This window comes from Ruegeria sp. SCP10 (assembly GCF_040329495.1).
Classification (GTDB): domain Bacteria; phylum Pseudomonadota; class Alphaproteobacteria; order Rhodobacterales; family Rhodobacteraceae; genus Ruegeria.
Genome location: NZ_JBDZYF010000001.1, coordinates 940,230 through 956,557, shown reverse-complemented (window position 1 = coordinate 956,557; position 16,328 = coordinate 940,230). Strand labels below are relative to the sequence as shown.

22 protein-coding genes and 1 tRNA gene are annotated in these 16,328 nt (G+C 57.2%); 9 read left to right on the top strand and 14 right to left on the bottom strand.

The features are described from left to right. Positions 1 to 3 precede the first annotated feature (3 nt). Together ABLN87_RS04885 and ABLN87_RS04880 are read right to left on the bottom strand one after the other, a co-directional pair. Positions 4 to 1,137: a polysaccharide biosynthesis/export family protein gene (locus ABLN87_RS04885; protein ID WP_353007986.1), complete on the bottom strand. Its 1,134-nt coding sequence runs from the start codon at positions 1,135 to 1,137 to the stop codon at positions 4 to 6. 82 nt (positions 1,138 to 1,219) lie between these two features. Next, positions 1,220 to 2,518, bottom strand: coding sequence for a capsule biosynthesis protein (locus tag ABLN87_RS04880; protein WP_353007985.1), 1,299 nt, complete (start codon positions 2,516 to 2,518; stop codon positions 1,220 to 1,222). 162 nt (positions 2,519 to 2,680) lie between these two features. Here ABLN87_RS04880 and ABLN87_RS04875 point away from each other — a divergent pair, with 162 nt between their 5' ends. From ABLN87_RS04875 to ABLN87_RS04850, 6 genes are all read left to right on the top strand, one after another. Beyond that, positions 2,681 to 3,268: a riboflavin synthase gene (locus tag ABLN87_RS04875; RefSeq protein ID WP_353007984.1), complete on the top strand. Its 588-nt coding sequence runs from the start codon at positions 2,681 to 2,683 to the stop codon at positions 3,266 to 3,268. A 108-nt stretch (positions 3,269 to 3,376) separates the two neighbouring features. After that, positions 3,377 to 4,498 (top strand): 3,4-dihydroxy-2-butanone-4-phosphate synthase, encoded by a 1,122-nt coding sequence (gene ribB / locus ABLN87_RS04870; protein ID WP_353007983.1) that lies wholly within the window; start codon positions 3,377 to 3,379, stop codon positions 4,496 to 4,498. Between the two features lie 2 nt (positions 4,499 to 4,500). Next, on the top strand, positions 4,501 to 5,052 hold the full coding sequence (locus ABLN87_RS04865) for a 6,7-dimethyl-8-ribityllumazine synthase (protein ID WP_353007982.1): 552 nt from the start codon (positions 4,501 to 4,503) through the stop codon (positions 5,050 to 5,052). Continuing rightward, complete coding sequence (nusB, locus tag ABLN87_RS04860) at positions 5,049 to 5,531, top strand: transcription antitermination factor NusB (RefSeq protein WP_171089254.1); 483 nt, start codon at positions 5,049 to 5,051, stop codon at positions 5,529 to 5,531. Before ABLN87_RS04865 ends, nusB begins: the two co-directional genes overlap by 4 nt. Before the next feature lie 59 nt (positions 5,532 to 5,590). Then, on the top strand, positions 5,591 to 5,896 hold the full coding sequence (locus tag ABLN87_RS04855) for a hypothetical protein (RefSeq protein ID WP_353007981.1): 306 nt from the start codon (positions 5,591 to 5,593) through the stop codon (positions 5,894 to 5,896). 264 nt (positions 5,897 to 6,160) lie between these two features. After that, positions 6,161 to 7,327, top strand: a complete 1,167-nt coding sequence (locus tag ABLN87_RS04850) for an adenylate/guanylate cyclase domain-containing protein (protein WP_353007979.1) — start codon at positions 6,161 to 6,163, stop codon at positions 7,325 to 7,327. Between the two features lie 399 nt (positions 7,328 to 7,726). Here the strand turns inward: ABLN87_RS04850 and ABLN87_RS04845 are convergent, their stop codons facing one another. Together ABLN87_RS04845 and ABLN87_RS04840 are read right to left on the bottom strand one after the other, a co-directional pair. Next, entirely contained in the window at positions 7,727 to 8,152 is a 426-nt protein-coding gene (locus ABLN87_RS04845) for an SRPBCC family protein (RefSeq protein WP_353007977.1), read from the bottom strand. Then, positions 8,149 to 8,469 (bottom strand): ArsR/SmtB family transcription factor, encoded by a 321-nt coding sequence (locus ABLN87_RS04840; RefSeq protein WP_353007976.1) that lies wholly within the window; start codon positions 8,467 to 8,469, stop codon positions 8,149 to 8,151. Before ABLN87_RS04840 ends, ABLN87_RS04845 begins: the two co-directional genes overlap by 4 nt. A 113-nt stretch (positions 8,470 to 8,582) precedes the next feature. Between ABLN87_RS04840 and ABLN87_RS04835 the strand changes: the two genes are divergently transcribed. Further along, complete coding sequence (locus ABLN87_RS04835; RefSeq protein WP_170532506.1) at positions 8,583 to 9,014, top strand: MmcB family DNA repair protein; 432 nt, start codon at positions 8,583 to 8,585, stop codon at positions 9,012 to 9,014. 7 nt (positions 9,015 to 9,021) lie between these two features. Here ABLN87_RS04835 and ABLN87_RS04830 read toward each other — a convergent pair whose 3' ends face one another. Further along, on the bottom strand, positions 9,022 to 9,210 hold the full coding sequence (locus ABLN87_RS04830) for a DUF6324 family protein (RefSeq protein ID WP_353007974.1): 189 nt from the start codon (positions 9,208 to 9,210) through the stop codon (positions 9,022 to 9,024). A 77-nt stretch (positions 9,211 to 9,287) separates the two neighbouring features. Here ABLN87_RS04830 and ABLN87_RS04825 point away from each other — a divergent pair, with 77 nt between their 5' ends. After that, positions 9,288 to 9,770, top strand: coding sequence for a GNAT family N-acetyltransferase (locus ABLN87_RS04825; protein WP_353007972.1), 483 nt, complete (start codon positions 9,288 to 9,290; stop codon positions 9,768 to 9,770). Between the two features lie 47 nt (positions 9,771 to 9,817). After that, positions 9,818 to 9,894, top strand: a tRNA-His gene (locus ABLN87_RS04820). An 81-nt stretch (positions 9,895 to 9,975) separates the two neighbouring features. On the opposite strand, the gene ABLN87_RS04815 is transcribed toward ABLN87_RS04820, so the two are convergent. The 9 genes from ABLN87_RS04815 to ABLN87_RS04775 form a co-directional block, all read right to left on the bottom strand. Further along, complete coding sequence (locus ABLN87_RS04815) at positions 9,976 to 10,782, bottom strand: ABC transporter permease (RefSeq protein ID WP_353007970.1); 807 nt, start codon at positions 10,780 to 10,782, stop codon at positions 9,976 to 9,978. Further along, complete coding sequence (locus ABLN87_RS04810) at positions 10,779 to 11,666, bottom strand: ABC transporter permease (protein ID WP_353007969.1); 888 nt, start codon at positions 11,664 to 11,666, stop codon at positions 10,779 to 10,781. The genes ABLN87_RS04815 and ABLN87_RS04810 overlap by 4 nt, the downstream gene beginning before the upstream one ends. 78 nt (positions 11,667 to 11,744) lie before the next feature. Beyond that, the gene (locus ABLN87_RS04805) at positions 11,745 to 12,494 is read right to left on the bottom strand and encodes a transporter substrate-binding domain-containing protein (RefSeq protein WP_170532516.1); all 750 of its coding nucleotides are present in this window, start codon (positions 12,492 to 12,494) and stop codon (positions 11,745 to 11,747) included. A 34-nt stretch (positions 12,495 to 12,528) separates the two neighbouring features. Further along, positions 12,529 to 13,305, bottom strand: a complete 777-nt coding sequence (locus tag ABLN87_RS04800; RefSeq protein ID WP_353007968.1) for an ABC transporter ATP-binding protein — start codon at positions 13,303 to 13,305, stop codon at positions 12,529 to 12,531. A gap of 140 nt (positions 13,306 to 13,445) precedes the next feature. Continuing rightward, entirely contained in the window at positions 13,446 to 14,174 is a 729-nt protein-coding gene (locus ABLN87_RS04795) for a phosphate/phosphite/phosphonate ABC transporter substrate-binding protein (protein WP_353008385.1), read from the bottom strand. A 5-nt stretch (positions 14,175 to 14,179) separates the two neighbouring features. Beyond that, the gene (locus ABLN87_RS04790) at positions 14,180 to 14,617 is read right to left on the bottom strand and encodes a TerB family tellurite resistance protein (RefSeq protein WP_353007967.1); all 438 of its coding nucleotides are present in this window, start codon (positions 14,615 to 14,617) and stop codon (positions 14,180 to 14,182) included. A 20-nt stretch (positions 14,618 to 14,637) separates the two neighbouring features. Beyond that, positions 14,638 to 15,087: a TerB family tellurite resistance protein gene (locus tag ABLN87_RS04785; protein WP_170532523.1), complete on the bottom strand. Its 450-nt coding sequence runs from the start codon at positions 15,085 to 15,087 to the stop codon at positions 14,638 to 14,640. 42 nt (positions 15,088 to 15,129) lie between these two features. Further along, complete coding sequence (locus ABLN87_RS04780; RefSeq protein WP_353007966.1) at positions 15,130 to 15,423, bottom strand: DUF1330 domain-containing protein; 294 nt, start codon at positions 15,421 to 15,423, stop codon at positions 15,130 to 15,132. Positions 15,424 to 15,497: 74 nt separating this feature from the next. Beyond that, on the bottom strand, positions 15,498 to 16,271 hold the full coding sequence (locus tag ABLN87_RS04775) for an isocitrate lyase/PEP mutase family protein (protein WP_353007965.1): 774 nt from the start codon (positions 16,269 to 16,271) through the stop codon (positions 15,498 to 15,500). Positions 16,272 to 16,328 lie beyond the last annotated feature (57 nt).

The following is a 16,328-nucleotide window of genomic DNA, read 5'->3' as shown; positions in this document are numbered from 1 at the left end:
GGGTTAGTTTCCGGTCAGTGTAGCGACGTTTGCGACCGGTGTCAGGCCACCCGCGATAAGCGAGATCGACTTGCTCCACTGTGCATAGGGGGCTTCGGTCACGTAGATCGTGTCATCATCGCGGATGACAAAGTCACGGGCGATGAACAAACCGTTGGGTGCGGTTAGATTCAGCAGGTAGATCATGCGCTGATCCCCTTGCAATTCCGCACGACCTGTTACGTTGCGGGCGATGTCCTGACCTTCTTTCCGAAGGATGAAAATCCCTGTCGGGTCCGAGGAGAGACCTTGCAAACCACCCACCTGCGCCAGCGCTTCCAGCGCCGATAGATCCTGACTGTCAAACGCAATCCGCGATTGCCCACCCGTCGCACCCAGCGCGATGTAAGAGCGGCTGTCAGCCTCAACCAGGATGCGGTCACCACCGCGCAGGGCGACATCCAGATTGGGATTTTTGAACAGGTCTTCGTACCATACAGTGCCTTTCAGGTCTCCTCGGATCAGGGTCACCAGTGCGATGTCCGATCCTACGGCTACTCCCCCCGCCTGGGACAACATACCCAGCAAGGTGCGGGTCGGACGTTCGATCGGGTAAATACCGGGCGCGCCGATCGTGCCAGTCAGCGACACCGTCGAACCGTCACCGGCAACGCGCCGCACTTCGACTTGTGGATCAGGGGTCTGTTCTTTCAGCTCGTTTGTGATCAGCACACGCAATTGTTCAGGCGTATTGCCCGCCGCGCGTAAGCGCCCGGCATAAGGGACGAAAATGAACCCATCACTGTCGACCTGCACTTCTTCCAAGGCGGTGGCGGCGCCGGTTTCGCCCGACAGCAAGCCATCATCCACGTTTTCCCAAACCGTCAGGCCCAGAACGTCACCGGGGCGTACGGTATCTGCCGCAACACTCGATGCGCTGCGGAAGGATGAGGAAAACCCAAATTGCGGGATGCTGGACGTGGCCTTGGTGACGCGGTCATCGACTTCGACCACAAAGGCGTTGCCACCATTTTCGACCGATCCGGCCAAAATCTCTGATTTATTCGGTCCGGATTTGGGAAGCTGGCATGCGGCAATCAGGCCGCAAAGAGCCAAAAGGGTAACTCCCCGTCGTGCTCGGGTAGGAAAGCGCTGCACTGCCTCTGATCCTCAAACTTCTTTTTTGTTGGGGGCAAACTACCCCGATTGGGCAGCAACATCCAGAAGAGGATGCCTTATTTCATTCGACAAGTCGCAACTGTGGCGTGCGTGCCTCGTTGTTTTTCAACACCGCCTGATAGGGATCATGGGCACGCAGGACCATATCTGCCGCGCGTCGCAGCAATTGTCGGCGACCCCGTCGCGAATAAAATCCTCCGGGAACTTGGCTGGTTTCAAGAAGGAACTGACGGTAGATGCGATAGGCTTTTGCATCCGGCATTTCGGGGTCGGTAAAAAACTCGTCAATCGGCTGCTGAGAGACAAATTCGGGCTTATCGTACACTGATCTGCCGAAAATCCGCAGCGGAATGCCCCGCCACAGTACCTGCTGACCTGCGGTTGAATTGATGGTGACAGCCGAGTTCGCCTCATCCAGCAGTTTGGCCAGTTTGCCACCGGGGACATAATGAACGCGACCCTCGATCCCGTACTTGCGGCACAGATCGCGGACCCTACGGCGCAGCGGTTCGCGGTGGTTTTCCAGCGGGTGTTCCTTGATCACCAACCGGTGATGGCCCGGCGCGCCTTTGGCGAAACCTTCGACCATCTGTTCCAGAAACGCGCTCATACTATTGTAGTCGGAATGCGATTGGACCGAGCTGTCGTGACCCAGTTGAAGCAGTACCAAATGGTATGGGAACGCGCCGCGGCGTACCCGCAAAGTGGACCAGCCGCGCTGGAGTCGGTGAAACGGCATCAGGGCTAAGCGCTTGAAATACAGTTTGAATTCCTTCGCGACCGAAAGATCGCGATGCGGGCGGAAGTTGCGGTAGCGGCGGTTCATGAACAGAACGAACCAATGGTATAGCGCGCCATAAAAGATGTGCTGGCGCATATCCCCCCAATGCGAGGGCGGAGGCGGAGATGCCGTATCAGACTGCTCGAGCGCCTGATGCATATCTGTGACATCCAGTGACATCAGTTGAGAGTTTCCGTTGGTCCCCCAACGCTCATAAGTCACCCACCAGGGCCGCAGATACCCTTCCTCGAAGACATGGATCGTTATGCCACGGGATCGCGCGATTTCAACGGCGCGGGCATGAACCGGGCGTGTGTCACCGTACAGAACGATATCGGTTACGTCCTTGCGGATGATCAGATCGATCAGCGTTTCAGGCCAAAGTTCTGGCTTGTCGCGAAACGGAATATAGGTGGATGTGTCAGACCAGAACGCCCGATCCCCGGCATTGAACCCGACCCGCCAGACCTGCGCGCCGGCCTCTTGCAGCATACGCCCCAGCGCGCTGAAGAATGGGCCATGTGGCCCCTGTAGGAACAGAAAGACGCGATCGCTTGATGGGGTGGCAGAGTGGGTCATCCTCGTCATCTTATCCAATCTTCTGGGCGAAACTATGCCTGATTGTCTCAGTTTTTTACTCATTTATGCCTTAATTTAGCTGCCGGTCCTTGCCCACGCGCGGTGAAGGTCGTACCTCAGCCAGAGAAGTCAGGATCAGGTTAGGGATCGAGGGTTAACAGAATGTTTACGGGGATCGTCACGGATATCGGCACCGTTACTGAGTTAGAGCAGCAAGGCGATCTGCGGGCGCGCATTCAGACAGCCTATGAGACCGATGGCATTGATATCGGTGCTTCGATTGCCAGCGACGGTGTCTGCCTGACAGTGATTGCGCTGGGCGATAACTGGTATGACGTTCAGGTCAGTGCCGAGACGGTTTCGAAGACCAATCTGGACAGTTGGACACCCGGCAAACGTGTCAATCTGGAACGCGCCCTGAAGGTTGGCGACGAATTGGGCGGGCATATCGTCTCGGGCCATGTGGATGGCGTGGCCGAGGTTGTGGCTGTTAAGGACGAGGGCGACAGCACGCGTGTGACTCTGCGCGTGCCCAAGGCATTGGCGCGTTTCATCGCCCCCAAAGGATCGGTTGCGCTGAACGGCACATCCTTGACGGTGAACGATGTCGAAGGGTGCGATTTCGGCATCAACTTTATCCCCCATACCAAAGAAGTGACCACCTGGGGTGATGTCACCGTTGGGGATCAGGTCAACCTTGAGATCGACACGCTGGCCCGCTATGTCGCGCGCCTGGCCGAGATGTCCTGAGGCAAATATACGTCGCGTCCTGACCCGCGCACGCCGTTTGCGCTCTGGCCTTTGGGCGCGGTGTGGTCTATCCCGCGTTGCAGAAATGCTCTTGTGAAAGGCTGCCCCATGAGCTTTGAAACCCCGGGCCCGGTCGAGGCCCAGCTGCGCGACGCGATCAGCCCGATTGAAGAGATCATCGAAGAGGCGCGCAAAGGCCGGATGTATATTCTGGTCGATCACGAGGATCGCGAAAACGAAGGCGATCTGGTGATTGCCGCTGAATTCGCCGATGCCGAAGCGATCAACTTCATGGCCACCCATGGGCGCGGGCTGATCTGTCTGCCAATGACGGCGGAACGGATCGACAATCTGGGCTTGCCGATGATGGCGGTCAACAATTCATCGCGTCACGAAACGGCGTTCACTGTATCGATTGAAGCGCGCGAGGGGGTTTCGACGGGTATCTCTGCCGCAGACAGGGCGCTGACCGTGGCCACCGCGATCAACGAACAGAATACGATGGCCCATATTGCCACCCCCGGCCACATCTTCCCGCTGCGGGCCAAGCGCGGCGGGGTGCTGGTGCGCGCGGGCCATACCGAGGCTGCAGTGGATATCTCGCGTCTGGCGGGGTTGAACCCATCGGGTGTAATCTGTGAGATCATGAAGGCCGATGGAACCATGGCGCGTCTGCCGGATCTGGTCGAATTCGCGCAAGAGCACGACATGAAGATCGGTACGATCAGCGACCTGATTGCGTACCGCTCGCGCAACGATAACCTCGTGGTCGAAACCTCACGCGAGACCGTCACTTCGGAATATGGTGGCGAATGGGAAATGCGCCTGTTCACCGATCAGCTGCACGGCATCGAGCATGTCGTCATGATCAAGGGTGACATCACCACGCCAGAGCCGGTTCTGACCCGCACTCACGCCCTGCACGAAGCACCGGATATTCTGGGCCTCGGCCCCAAATCTTCGCGCGAATTGCCACGCGCGATGGAGAAGATTGCGGAAGAGGGTCGGGGCGTCGTCTGCCTGTTCCGCCAGCCGCGCAATTCGCTCTATGCGGTTGAGGATGAAGGTCCACGCACCATCAAGCAAACGGGTCTCGGTTCTCAGATCCTATCCAAACTGGGCGTTCAGGAATTGGTTCTTCTGACAGATTCACCTGAAACCGTATATCTGGGGCTCGACGCGTTTGGCTTGTCCATCGTCGGTACCCGCTCGATCCTGAAGGAAGACTGATCATGGCTGCTCAAGACGAACATGGCGTTCTGCCGACACCCACATTCGATAAACCGGTGAAACTGCTGATCGTGGCGGCCCCGTTCTATCGCGCTATCGCCGACAACCTGATTGCAGGTGCTAAGGCCGAAATCGAAGCGGCTGGCGGAACCTGCGAGGTTGTCGAGGTTCCCGGTGCGCTGGAAATACCCACGGCCATCGCTATGGCTGATCGCCAGTGCAATTTCGATGGCTATGTTGCGCTGGGTTGCGTCATTCGAGGCGAGACCACGCATTATGAAACCGTCTGCAACGACTCCAGTCGCGCCATTCAGTTGATGGGTCTTCAGGGCCTGCTGATCGGCAACGGTATCCTGACGGTCGAGAACAACGAGCAAGCCGAGGTGCGGGCCAATCCCGAAAAGATGAATAAAGGCGGCGGCGCGGCGGCTGCGGCCTTGCATCTGATCGCACTCAGCCGTAAGTGGGGCTCTTCCAAAAAGGGCGTGGGTTTCAAGCCGCCGTCCGAGTCCATCCTTGTGGCGGGCGATAGCAACGGACCCACGACAGCATGACCCAGACAGACGCGCCGAAACCGGCCAACCAGAAACGCCTGATGAAATCCGCCGCCCGGCTTTATGCCGTGCAGGCGCTGTTCCAGATGGAGCAGTCAGGACAGACGACCGAAGCTGTCGTGAATGAGTTTCTGGATCACCGGTTTGGTGCCGTCTATGAAGGCGAGGAAATGCTGGACGGCGATATCAGCGTCTTCCGGTCGCTGGTCGACAATGCGGTGAACTATCAAGCGCCAATTGATCAGATGACGGACCGTGCCTTGGTTGCGAAATGGCCGATTGCGCGGATTGACCCGACCTTGCGGGCGCTGTTCCGTGCCGCCGGGGCCGAGCTGACCCAAAGCGACACGCCGCCCAAAGTGGTCATCACCGAATTCGTGGACGTGGCGCGCGCTTTTTTCCCGGAAGGCAAAGAGCCCAAATTCGTCAACGCCGTGTTGGATCACATGGCGCGCGAGGCCCAGCCCGAGGCGTTCTGACGCCTTTACCGCAGCCTCACAGGCGCTAGACTCACGTCCATAGCGCAAGGAGGTCTGCCATGCCTAAATTGATCCGTCTCTATATCACGCAGGTTGTTTGGGGATTTGTAGTCTCGGCGGTGTTTGTCGGGGTGTTGCTGGTCTTCAACGTGGCCAATCTGCGCAGCCTGATGATCGGCTCGGATGTCGGCCTGATCGCGTTGCTGATGATCTGGTTCATGAACGGGATCGTCTTTGCCGGGGTCCAGTTTGGCTACAAGATCATGAGCATGGCCGAAAAACCCAAAGGTCCGCGCGGGGGCACACCGGTTTTACAAGACTTGAAACCAGTTGCGATCAAGCAAGAGGCGCGTGTTTCACGCTAATTTTGATGCCGGGCTGTACCACCCCGAGCGTCTCATTGGCTTTTTGGTATATCGCGAGATCGTTGCACCGAAATTGACTGTTGCTGCTTCAAAGCAGATGCAACCGCTGTCACGTTTGTATGCGGTTGATCTTAGCCTATCGCGGATATTCAGAATGGCGTATCTGGGCTTTGGTTTGAACATACTCCTTCAATATCGCGCTTTGAATAACCTGCGAAAAGGAAGGAACTTTGATCATCTTGTTCAAGCGACTAGTTTGATGTCATGGCTTCAGTAGCACAACTAACCGACTGGATGATTACCGAAGGACGCCGCTCTGGCGACCCCGTGAAAGTGGTCTCTCATTTCTGCTCATCTTTGATTGAGGAAGGCGTTCCGCTCTGGCGAGTCAATATCGGTCAGCGTTTCGCCAATCCGTTACTCATTGCATGGGGGGTCGTTTGGACGCCTGACGGGACCGACAGCTACGACGTGACTCATGAAACGATGTTGACAGAAGGGTATGTTGGCAGCTCATTTGAGTACATTCTGGAGCACAGAAAACCGCTTCACAAAAGCCTGCGACAACTTGATCCACAGACTGAGCATTCATCGTATCTTGAATTCGCTGAGTTGGGTGGCACAGACTACTATGCCACCTTGATGTATTATGGCGATGGATCTTTGCACGGCTGTACATTTGTTACGCGGGACCCCGACGGTTTTTCATCGCGACATCTGGAATTGATTGAGGCAGCACTGCCTGCTCTGTCGTCTGCTTTGGAACCTGTCACAATGCGCAAGTCAGCCAAGGGGCTGCTACGAACTTATCTTGGTGATGGGCCCTCTGATGCGGTTTGGAATGGGCGGATCAAGCGGGGCGAACGTACGACAGTTGATGCAGTCGTCATGTTTTCTGATTTGCGAGGTTTCACGGCCCTTTCAGAAGCCGCACCCGAGGCAGATGTCTTTGACGCGCTGAGCGGTTACTTTGATCTGGTTGTGCAATCTGTAGAAGAGAACGGCGGCGATGTTCTCAAGTTTATGGGTGACGGAATTCTGTCGATCTTCACCATAGCAGCTAAGGCTGATCACGCCGACCGGTGCCGACAGGCTGCGCGTGCCGCGCAAAGTGTATTGGCCGGTTTGACGACCCTCAACCGTCGGCGTGATGAGGCGCAAAAGCCGTCTTTGGATGTAGGGATCGGGATCAATGTTGGGCAAGTCAGCTATGGCAATATCGGCAGTCCTGGAAGACTTGATTTTACGGTTCTCGGGGGCGCAGTGAACGTCGCCAGTCGCATAGAAGGTCTAACCAAATCCATCGGCCATGGAGTGCTGGTAACATCAGCGATTGCTAGCGCGTCGCCTGATCTGTTTTTGCCGTGTGGGGCTCACGAAGTTCGTGGCCTTGCTGATCCAATCGAATTGTTTTCTCTCATCGAAGGATAGCTTTGAACCAGTTTGCATGAATGTTCCTAGGAGCCAGGGAAAGGGCGCTTAGGTTCAACTGGAAGGCTTGTCCACTGCGCCAGCAGTGCGTTTGGAAGAGTTGGATTATCAGGCGGACTTATTTGATCTGCATGACATCCAGGCGCACCGAGACCGAGGTTGGTGGTCCTCTGAACCAACTTGAGGATGCGGCGGGACCACCAGTCAACCGTGCGGTTTGATTCCCGAGGACCTGTATGTACAGGTGGGCGCCAGGTAATCAGGCCAGGACCTGAACAGAGCCAGCCCCCTCGGAATTGCTTAAGGCCACCAGAATGCTACCAGTCACAAGAAGGGCAGAACCCGCCAAGCGCTTAGTTAGGGCGTCGGGCGGGTTCGTACAAGGGGTTTGTGGACAGATCAGGCGTCGACCGGTTCGTGCAGGGCAGCGCGCATCTTTCCGAAATGCTCGTCCCAGCCATTGTCCAGCGCCAGGATCAGGCCAAAGGCCTCGGCGGTTTGGGGCAGGCCTTCATGTAGCAGGCTCAGCCGTGTGCCGCCCGCAACGGGTGTCAGGGTCCATTTGACTACGCTGACAGCGTCGCCCATCGGTTTGACGGTGAACGTGTATTCCAGATATTCTGGCGCGCGCGCTTCCCGGACTTCACCCCAGATCAGCAAATCGCCGCTGGTGGTTCCGAACATCTCCAGCTTCTGGCCTTTGGCCAGTTTTCGTTCGGGTTTGTGAAACCATTCGGCAAGCCGCTTGGGCTCGGTCAGGTAGGCCCAGACCGTGTCTGGCTCGGCCCGCAGGAAAATGGTTTTTTGCAACACAGCATTACTCATTTGTCTTTCCTTTCAATTGCTTCTTTAAGAGAGCTAAGGCGATCATCCCAGAACTGGTCAAAATATCTGAACCAGTCCAGCACAGGCGCCATGCCCAGTGGTTCTATTCGGTTGATGCGTTCCCGGCCGCGGGCTTCCACTGTGATCAGCCCGCCATCGGACAGGACCGTCAGGTGCTTCTTGACGGCGGCCCGGGTCATGTCGAACCGGTCGGTCAGCTGACCGATTGTCATGTCTTCAGACGCTAGCAATTTGACAATGTCTCGACGGGTTGGATCGGCCAGCGCACGAAACGCGTTTTGAGTTAAGTTCTCCATGGTAGCCTCATAAATGGTACCTTTCGGTATCGTATTAATTGAATACCAAAAGGTATCATGTCAAGCCCGGATCTGTGCTTTACATTTGTTCACTGATTGTTCACATTTTTCTCATGACCTTGGATTTGCAACCCGGACAGAAACTCGCACGCGGCGTCGCGCGGCACCTTACGGCGCATGGGTTTGTTTCTGTTGAGGAATTTGTGCCAGCCCGTGGCTTGCGGGTTGATGTTATGGGACTTGGCCCCAAAGGTGAGCTCTGGGTGATCGAGTGCAAGTCCAGCCGCGCCGATTATCAGTCAGACGCGAAGTGGCAGGGGTATCTGGAGTGGTGTGATCGATTCTTTTGGGCTGTCGATACCGATTTCCCGACCGAGTTACTGCCGCAGGAAACCGGTCTGATCATTGCCGACGCCTACGATGCCGAGATCATTCGAATGGCGCCCGAGGACAAACTGGCCCCGGCGCGGCGTAAGAAGATGATCCAGAAATTTGCAACCGATGCGGCACGGCGTCTGCACATGCTGCGTGATCCGCGACTTTAAAAAGGGCTCAGTCACCGACGGCGCGGGCGGCTTGTGCTGCGGCGCGAATTTCTTCGGCGATTTCTTCGGCTTCTTCCGGGTCGAAATCCATAGGGACTTCGAGGCCATCAGCCTCGATGAACAGACGCACCATACCGTGATCGGTTGGACCGATCTGCAGGTTGGCCTGAATGTCGCGTTCGGTATTGATACCCATACTCGCCTCCGGGACTGAGCGTTTGTGCTAGCGCGCAAAGGGTTGAGAATCAAGCCGCCTTTGCGGTCAGATAGGGTATGAAAGAAGTAGTTCTCAGATCGTTTCAGGCCGATGATGCGCCCTGGCTGGTCGAACGGCACGGCACGCTTTATGCACGTGATGAAGGGTTCGACGACAGTTTTGCTCCGTTGGTGGCAGGCATCCTTCGAGAGTTCATTGCAGATCATGATCCATCCTGCGAATGCGGCTGGATCGCTGAGCGCGCAGGTGAAAGGCTGGGCAGTATCTTCTGTGTCAGGCTGGACGCACAGACTGCGAAACTGCGGCTGTTCCTGCTGGTGCCCGAGGCACGCGGGCTAGGGTTGGGCAAGCGGCTTCTGGAGACCTGTATGGGCTTTGCCAGGCAGGCCGGATACCAGCAAATGCAGCTATGGACCCATGAAAGCCACCGCGCGGCTTGTGCGTTGTATCGGGCCAATGGATGGCAGCTTACGGGCAGCAAACCGGTGCATTCTTTTGGGGTCGATCTTGTCGAACAAAGCTGGAAAATTCAGCTTTAATCCTCTTGCAATCCCCGGACGCGTTCGGTACATCGCCCTTCACGAGTGCCGCCTTAGCTCAGTTGGTTAGAGCGCTGGATTGTGGATCCAGAGGTCCCCTGTTCAAGCCAGGGAGGCGGTACCAAATCCCCAACATAGCAAGCGAATAGGTGCGCAATTGTGGCGTGATGAAACCTGTTTGATCTGCTGAACGTCGCGCGCGGGATCAGCGGGCAAGGTTCAGTCTGAATTTCATCTTGCTTTGTCTTGCGGCGGGCAAATGGCGATTCAGGCGCTTGTTCATCTGTCCAAAGACCCACACGATAACAAGGGTCAACAGGATGAAATAAAAGGCCAAAATCGGGTAGGGCACAAACGGGTTGAAGGTTTTATCGGCAAAATAGCTGGCATAGTACAAGGCGTCTCCGCGTTGCTGCCAGGCCGGGAAGGCCGAGAAAAAGACCAGTGTTGTGGACTGGAACACAAAGATCGCTTCGTTTGTGTAGGCGGGCCAGGCCAACCGCAACATGGTCGGCCAGACGATGCGGCGGAACCGCGCCCAGCCGGACATGCCATAGGCATCGGCAGCCTCAAGATCGCCCTTGGGGATCGAGCGCAGCGCTCCATAGAAGATCTCACCCGAATAGGCGGAGGTGTTCAGGAACAATACGATCAGCGCCCCCAGCCAGGCCGAGGTGAACGCGTCGAACATCGGATAGGGTTTCTTGAGCGACAGGAAGAAGAAATACGCGAAGAAGAATTGGATGAAGAGCGGCGAGCCCCGGAACAAAAAGATGAACCACTCGGACGGTTTGCGCAGCCATTTGTTGGGCGATGCTTTTCCAACCGCCAATGCGGTGGCCAGAAAGAAACCCGTGACCATTGCCATAATGCCGAAATAGATATTCCAGATCATGCCCGAGCCGATCAGCGTGAAATGCTCGCACAGGGTAAAATCAGTTTTGGGCAGAAGCCGTTCGCCATAGCCCAGAGACCGCAGGCCGTAATCCTGAATGGTTTGCAAGCAGCTCATGCCGTGGTCTCCTTGCGCAGAAGCTCTCCGCCCGAAGTGGCCTGACCGTGCGACAAGCGGCGCATCAGTTTCTCCAGCCCGATCTCAGACACACGGGTCATGCCGAGGTAAAAGACCAGCAGGGCCAGAAAGTACCACATGCGCCAGTCGCCATGAGGGTAGTCGGTGAAGCGCGATGTCTTGGTGCCGCCAAGTTCGCGGGCCCAATAGACGATGTCTTCAACACCCAGCAGGAACAGCAGTGGCGTGGCCTTGATCAGAACCATCCAGAGGTTTGACAGGCCAGGCAGGGCGTAAACCCACATTTGCGGCACAAGGATGCGCCAAAAGGTCTGGCTACGGGTCATGCCATAGGCCTCGGCCGTTTCCAGCTGGGCATGTGGCACGGCGCGCATTCCGCCGAACAGGACATTGGCAGCGAAAGCGCCAAACACGATAGAGAATGTGATCACTGCAAGGAAAAAGCCGTAGGTCTCGTGCACCCATTCTGGCGAGGTCCCAAGCGGCAGCTTGGCGGCCTGACACACCAGAAAATCGTTGCCCTGACGGATCGGATCTGTCCAGTCGGGGCAGAGGATCTTGTGGCGGATCCATTCAAACCCCTGATCCAGAGCGATGACGAAGAACAGGAAAAAGGCAATGTCGGGCACGCCGCGTACAATCGCGATATAAGCCTTGCCTAGCCAACTAAGGGGCGGAAAGTGCGACCGTGCGGCCATCGCGCCTGCAAAGCCAAAGCCGAGCGCGACGGGCGCGGTCACGGCCAGCAGGGCCAGAACCTTGATGAAAGATAGGTAGAACGACCAGTGGACGCCATTGGTCAGATAGCACGAGAACCAGCGGAACGTGCCCAGCGTGTCAGGATCAGCGCAGTAGGAGAACATAAGGCGTCTTTCGAACGTCTGGTCCGGCAAGGCCGGAAAGGGCCCGGCGCAAGGACGCCGGGCCGGGACAGGTCAGTATCAGTTGGTGACGACCGAACCGTCAGCGCCGTATGTGGCGGTGCCTTCACCGAACCACTTGATCAGCATCTCGTTAAGCGTGCCGTCAGCTTTCATCGACGTGATGGCTTCGTCGAACTTGCCGCGCAACTCGCCATCGCTTTCACGCAGGCCCATGCCGACGCCACCGCCCAGCGGAACCGGATCGCCGACAAAGACCAGCTCACCGCCCGATTCTTCGACCAGCGGCACCAGATAGTCGCGGTCGGCCAGAACAGCATCGGCTTCGCCGTTGCGGACGGCTGCGATGGTTTCTTCCGGGGTCGCGAATTCAACCAGAGTCGCGCCGGTTTCGGCGACGTGGCCTGCCTGAATGGTGGCGGTTTGCGCAGCAACGACACCGCCGGTCACATCGGCTGCGTCAGAGGTCGCGACATAAGCCGACGCGGTTGGTGGATAATAGTCCTGTGTAAAGTCGATGACTTCATCACGTTCGTCGGTGATCGACATGCCCGCGATGATGGTGTCGTAGTTACCCGATACCAGGTTCGGGATGATCGAATCCCAGTCGTTCTTAACCCATTCGCATTCCAGCCCGGCACGTTTGCACAGCTCGTCGCCTACGTCCCGCTCGAACCCGTCGATCTCACCGGCATCGTTGATGAAATTATACGGAGGGTAGGCGCCCTCGGTGCCCATGCGCACGGTATCGGCCATGGCCATGCCGGCGGTCAAAGCCAGCGCTGCAGTGGTCAGAATCAAGTTTTTCATTGGTTACTCCCCAGTTTGGTTCTGTTCTTTGAAATTATGCCGCTTTGGTGGCGGACAGGAAACCCCGAAGTCGTTCGGACTCAGGGGCGGTAAAGATGTCTTCGGGCGTGCCCTCTTCTTCGATCAGGCCTTGATGCAGGAATACGACATGGCTTGAGATATCGGCGGCCATCTGCATGTCATGGGTTACAATGATCATGGTCCGGCCTTCTGCGGCCAGGTCCTTGATCACTTTGATCACTTCCTGTTCCAGTTCGGGATCCAGGGCCGAGGTCGGTTCGTCAAACAGCAATGCCTCGGGTTCCATGCACAATCCACGCGCTATGGCGGCGCGCTGTTGCTGACCACCAGACAGTTGCGCGGGGTAGACGTCGCATTTGTCGCCAATGCCAACCTTATCAAGATACCTGCGGGCGCTGTCTTCCACTTCGGCCTTGTCGCGGCCCAATACAGTGACCGGAGCTTCCATGACATTCTGCAAGATGGTCATATGTGCCCAAAGGTTGAATTGCTGGAACACCATAGACAGGTTGGTCCGAATGCGCAGAACCTGCTTGGGATCTGCGGGGTGGCGGGCATGGCCCTTGCCAGCCCATTGCACGGGTTCGCCTTTGAATAGGATCTCGCCCTGCTGGCTGTCTTCCAATAGGTTGCAGCAACGCAGCAGGGTTGATTTGCCCGATCCGGATGACCCGATGAGCGACACCACATCCCCGCGCCTTGCGGTGATGTCGACACCCTTGAGCACCTCGAGATTGCCGAAGCTTTTGTGAAGGTTCTTGATCTCGATGACGGCTGATGGGTCTGACACGAAGGATCCCGTTGTTGCTGGTATTGATGCGCTAATAGGACGGAAAATCCGGCACAATGCAATGCGCAAATCACAGATTCAGGGCTCGAATCTGCCGAATTGACCAGAGGTTATTGTCAAAATGAGTAGAGACTGTGCAATCAGGCTCCAGGTGGAGGAGGGGTAGGAACGGCCAGATATTCTTCGGCAGGAATATTGATCAACCCACGGATGTGAAGGAGGCGCTTGTCTTCTTCAGAAAGAGCGGCGATGGCCGCATGAACGGCATCTGCAATCTGATCCGGGTCCTGGGTTTGCGAAGTGATGTAGGGCAGCGCGGGGGTTGGCGATGTGCGGGCAACGTCGCGCAGGTAGCGGCCCAGACCCGTATGCTCCTTCAAAATCGCCCATGTCAGTGCATCCAAAGCGGCAATATCTGCGTCGTGGTCGGCAACGGCCTGGGCGGACAGGGCGTGCCCGCCGGTTTGGATAAGATCGGTGGGTTTCAAACCCAAATTGTCCAGATGTGTGATCGGCGCAGCCCAACCAGATTGCGACAGCGCCTCGTTATAGGCGAACCGTCCCATTGCTAGGTCGGCAAGCTCGCGTGGATCGTCGCATCGCGCCACAAAGACCGAGCAATAGTGACCAGCCGGACACCCCGGTAATCGATAGTCTGGTGTTCCGACCAGTCGAACGTGGCCATGAAGGCGGGTGCGGTAGGGCATGCCGCAGGTCTGGGCGAATACCAGATCAGGGTCTTGCCAGATCTCCCAAACATCTCGATGCCGATCCAGTTGCGCCGGGCCAAATCCAAGATGGGTGCGGATCAGTGACCAGAAGCGATCATTGGCGGCCTGCAGGGCGGGCATATCATACATGCCCAGCATCGCTGTCACGATTGTGCAGCCTTTTGCCGGGCGAGCGCCGAATCCACATCGCTAACGCCCAGCAAGCTAACCACAAGGCGCAGCAGGGAATCTTCTTCGCCTGTCCGCTGCCCATCAGCCAAGGCGACCGACCACATGGCTTGTACGACGGCCAGCCGATCCTCGTAGGCAACGGCCTCTTTAATGGCGCGCGTAAAGCGGACGGTATCGGGGGCCTCGGCCTCGAGATCTTCAGCACGTGCGCGCAGTCCGGCTGCTTCGAACGGAGACAGACCATAGCGTTGGGTCGATATCTTATCGATACGCGCCATCTCGGAATCGGCATAGTCATTGTCGGACCGGGCGATGCGCACCAGCAAGGCGGTCAGCGCCAGGCGCGCGTCATCATCGGGAAGCGGATCGGGAGCGGGCTGTGTCAGCCGGGACAGAAAATCACTAAACATGACACAGATATAGACGCGGGTTAGCTGGCTTCCAAGCGGCTTTGCACCCGTTCGCGTGCTGCCTTGCTGTCATTGAAGCTGAGGCCCATCGCGGCGCGGGCCTCCTCGACGATCTTGATCTCACCCTCATCCGAGTCGCCATCGGCCAGCACGACCTCCCACAACGCGTCCAGCGCGGCAAGTCGTTCCTGAAGATCGGTGGTTTCTCGGATCAGCTTGCCAAACGTATCCGTTTCTGGTGCGGCGGCATGTAGTTTCTCGCAGGTGGCGCGCACTTTGGCGGCCTCAATAGCATTATGTTCGTACAGGCGTGCCAGTATCCGGTCGATTAGGCTGATTTCTTCCAGCTTATAGTCCCGGTCCGCCTGAGCCACGCGGACCATCAAAGCTCCCAACGCCAGTTCAGCGTCAGGATCGGGCAAATGCTCGGTCTGTGGCGGTCGAAACGCCTGAAAGAACTTCTTCAACATAAGGGCAGATTATCCCATATTTTGTGGCGCGCCAAGCTACGACTACCCGTCATAGCCCTGAATGATTACAAGATCGCCGTTCGATACCGGATCACGCAGGCTTTTGGCGTATTGATAGCCCTCACTTTCATAGCAGGCCAGCGCGTCTTCGTAGCTGGGAAATTCGATTACCACTGTGCGGGCACGCGCGGCGCCTTCCTTAAGCTCTCGCGTGCCACCGCGCACCAGAAAGCGAGCACCAAAGGCGGCGAATGCCTCACCATTGGCTGCGATATAGTCTTTGTACCTCTCCATGTCGTCCACATCGACATGGGCCACCCAATAGCCTTTGCTCATCACAGCCTCCTACCCAGTTTCCTGGGCAAGGTGCTTAGAATTGACGAAAATAGCAATCCCGATCCGCCAGGGTATCAGCTGTAGTTGATTGCTGCGCGCGCCTGTTCTGTGAGCCACGCAATCATCTGCCGGTAGGGCACGGGCCCATAGCTGACCCGCGCGACCCCAAGCTCTGCAAGGCGCGGGGTGTCCGGCGTGCCGGGCAGGGCGATGATGTTGACGGGCAGGTCGGTTGCTTCGCAAAGTTGACCGATCATCGCCTCATCCTTCAGGCCGGGGGCAAAGAAGCCGCTTGCCCCTGCGGATTGATACGCGGCGGCACGTGCAATCGCATCGTCAAGCATGGCTGCGTCATGAGTGTCAGCCGTGGCTTTCAGGAATATATCGGTGCGGGCGTTGATATAGGCCGGAATACCAGCCCTGTCGCAGGCTTTGCGCACCGCTTCGACCCGAGAGGTTTGATCCGCAATAGGGTAAAGACCATCTCCGCCAATGATCTGATCCTCGAAGTTGAATCCGACCACGCCGCAGTCCAGCGCGCGGACAACGTTGTCGGAAATCGATTCCGGATCAACAGCATAGCCAGATTCGAAATCCAGCGTCACGGGTAGATCAACCGCTTTGACGATGCGTCTGACATTGTCCAAGGCGGCTTCCATAGGGAAATCCTGCCCATCGGAATAGCCCCGCGCCATAGCGACCGGAGCACTGCCGGTAGCTATCGCCTGCGCTCCGGCGTCGCGCACCGCACCGGCACTGCCAGCGTCCCAGATGTTGAACAGGATGACGGGATCACCCTTTTGGTGCAGGCTGGTAAAGGTTTCGGCGCGTTGCGATTGGGTGGTCATGGGGTTCTCCTGTCGAAGCTTGTTCAACAGTTAACCCCATGCCGGGCAATAGCTAAG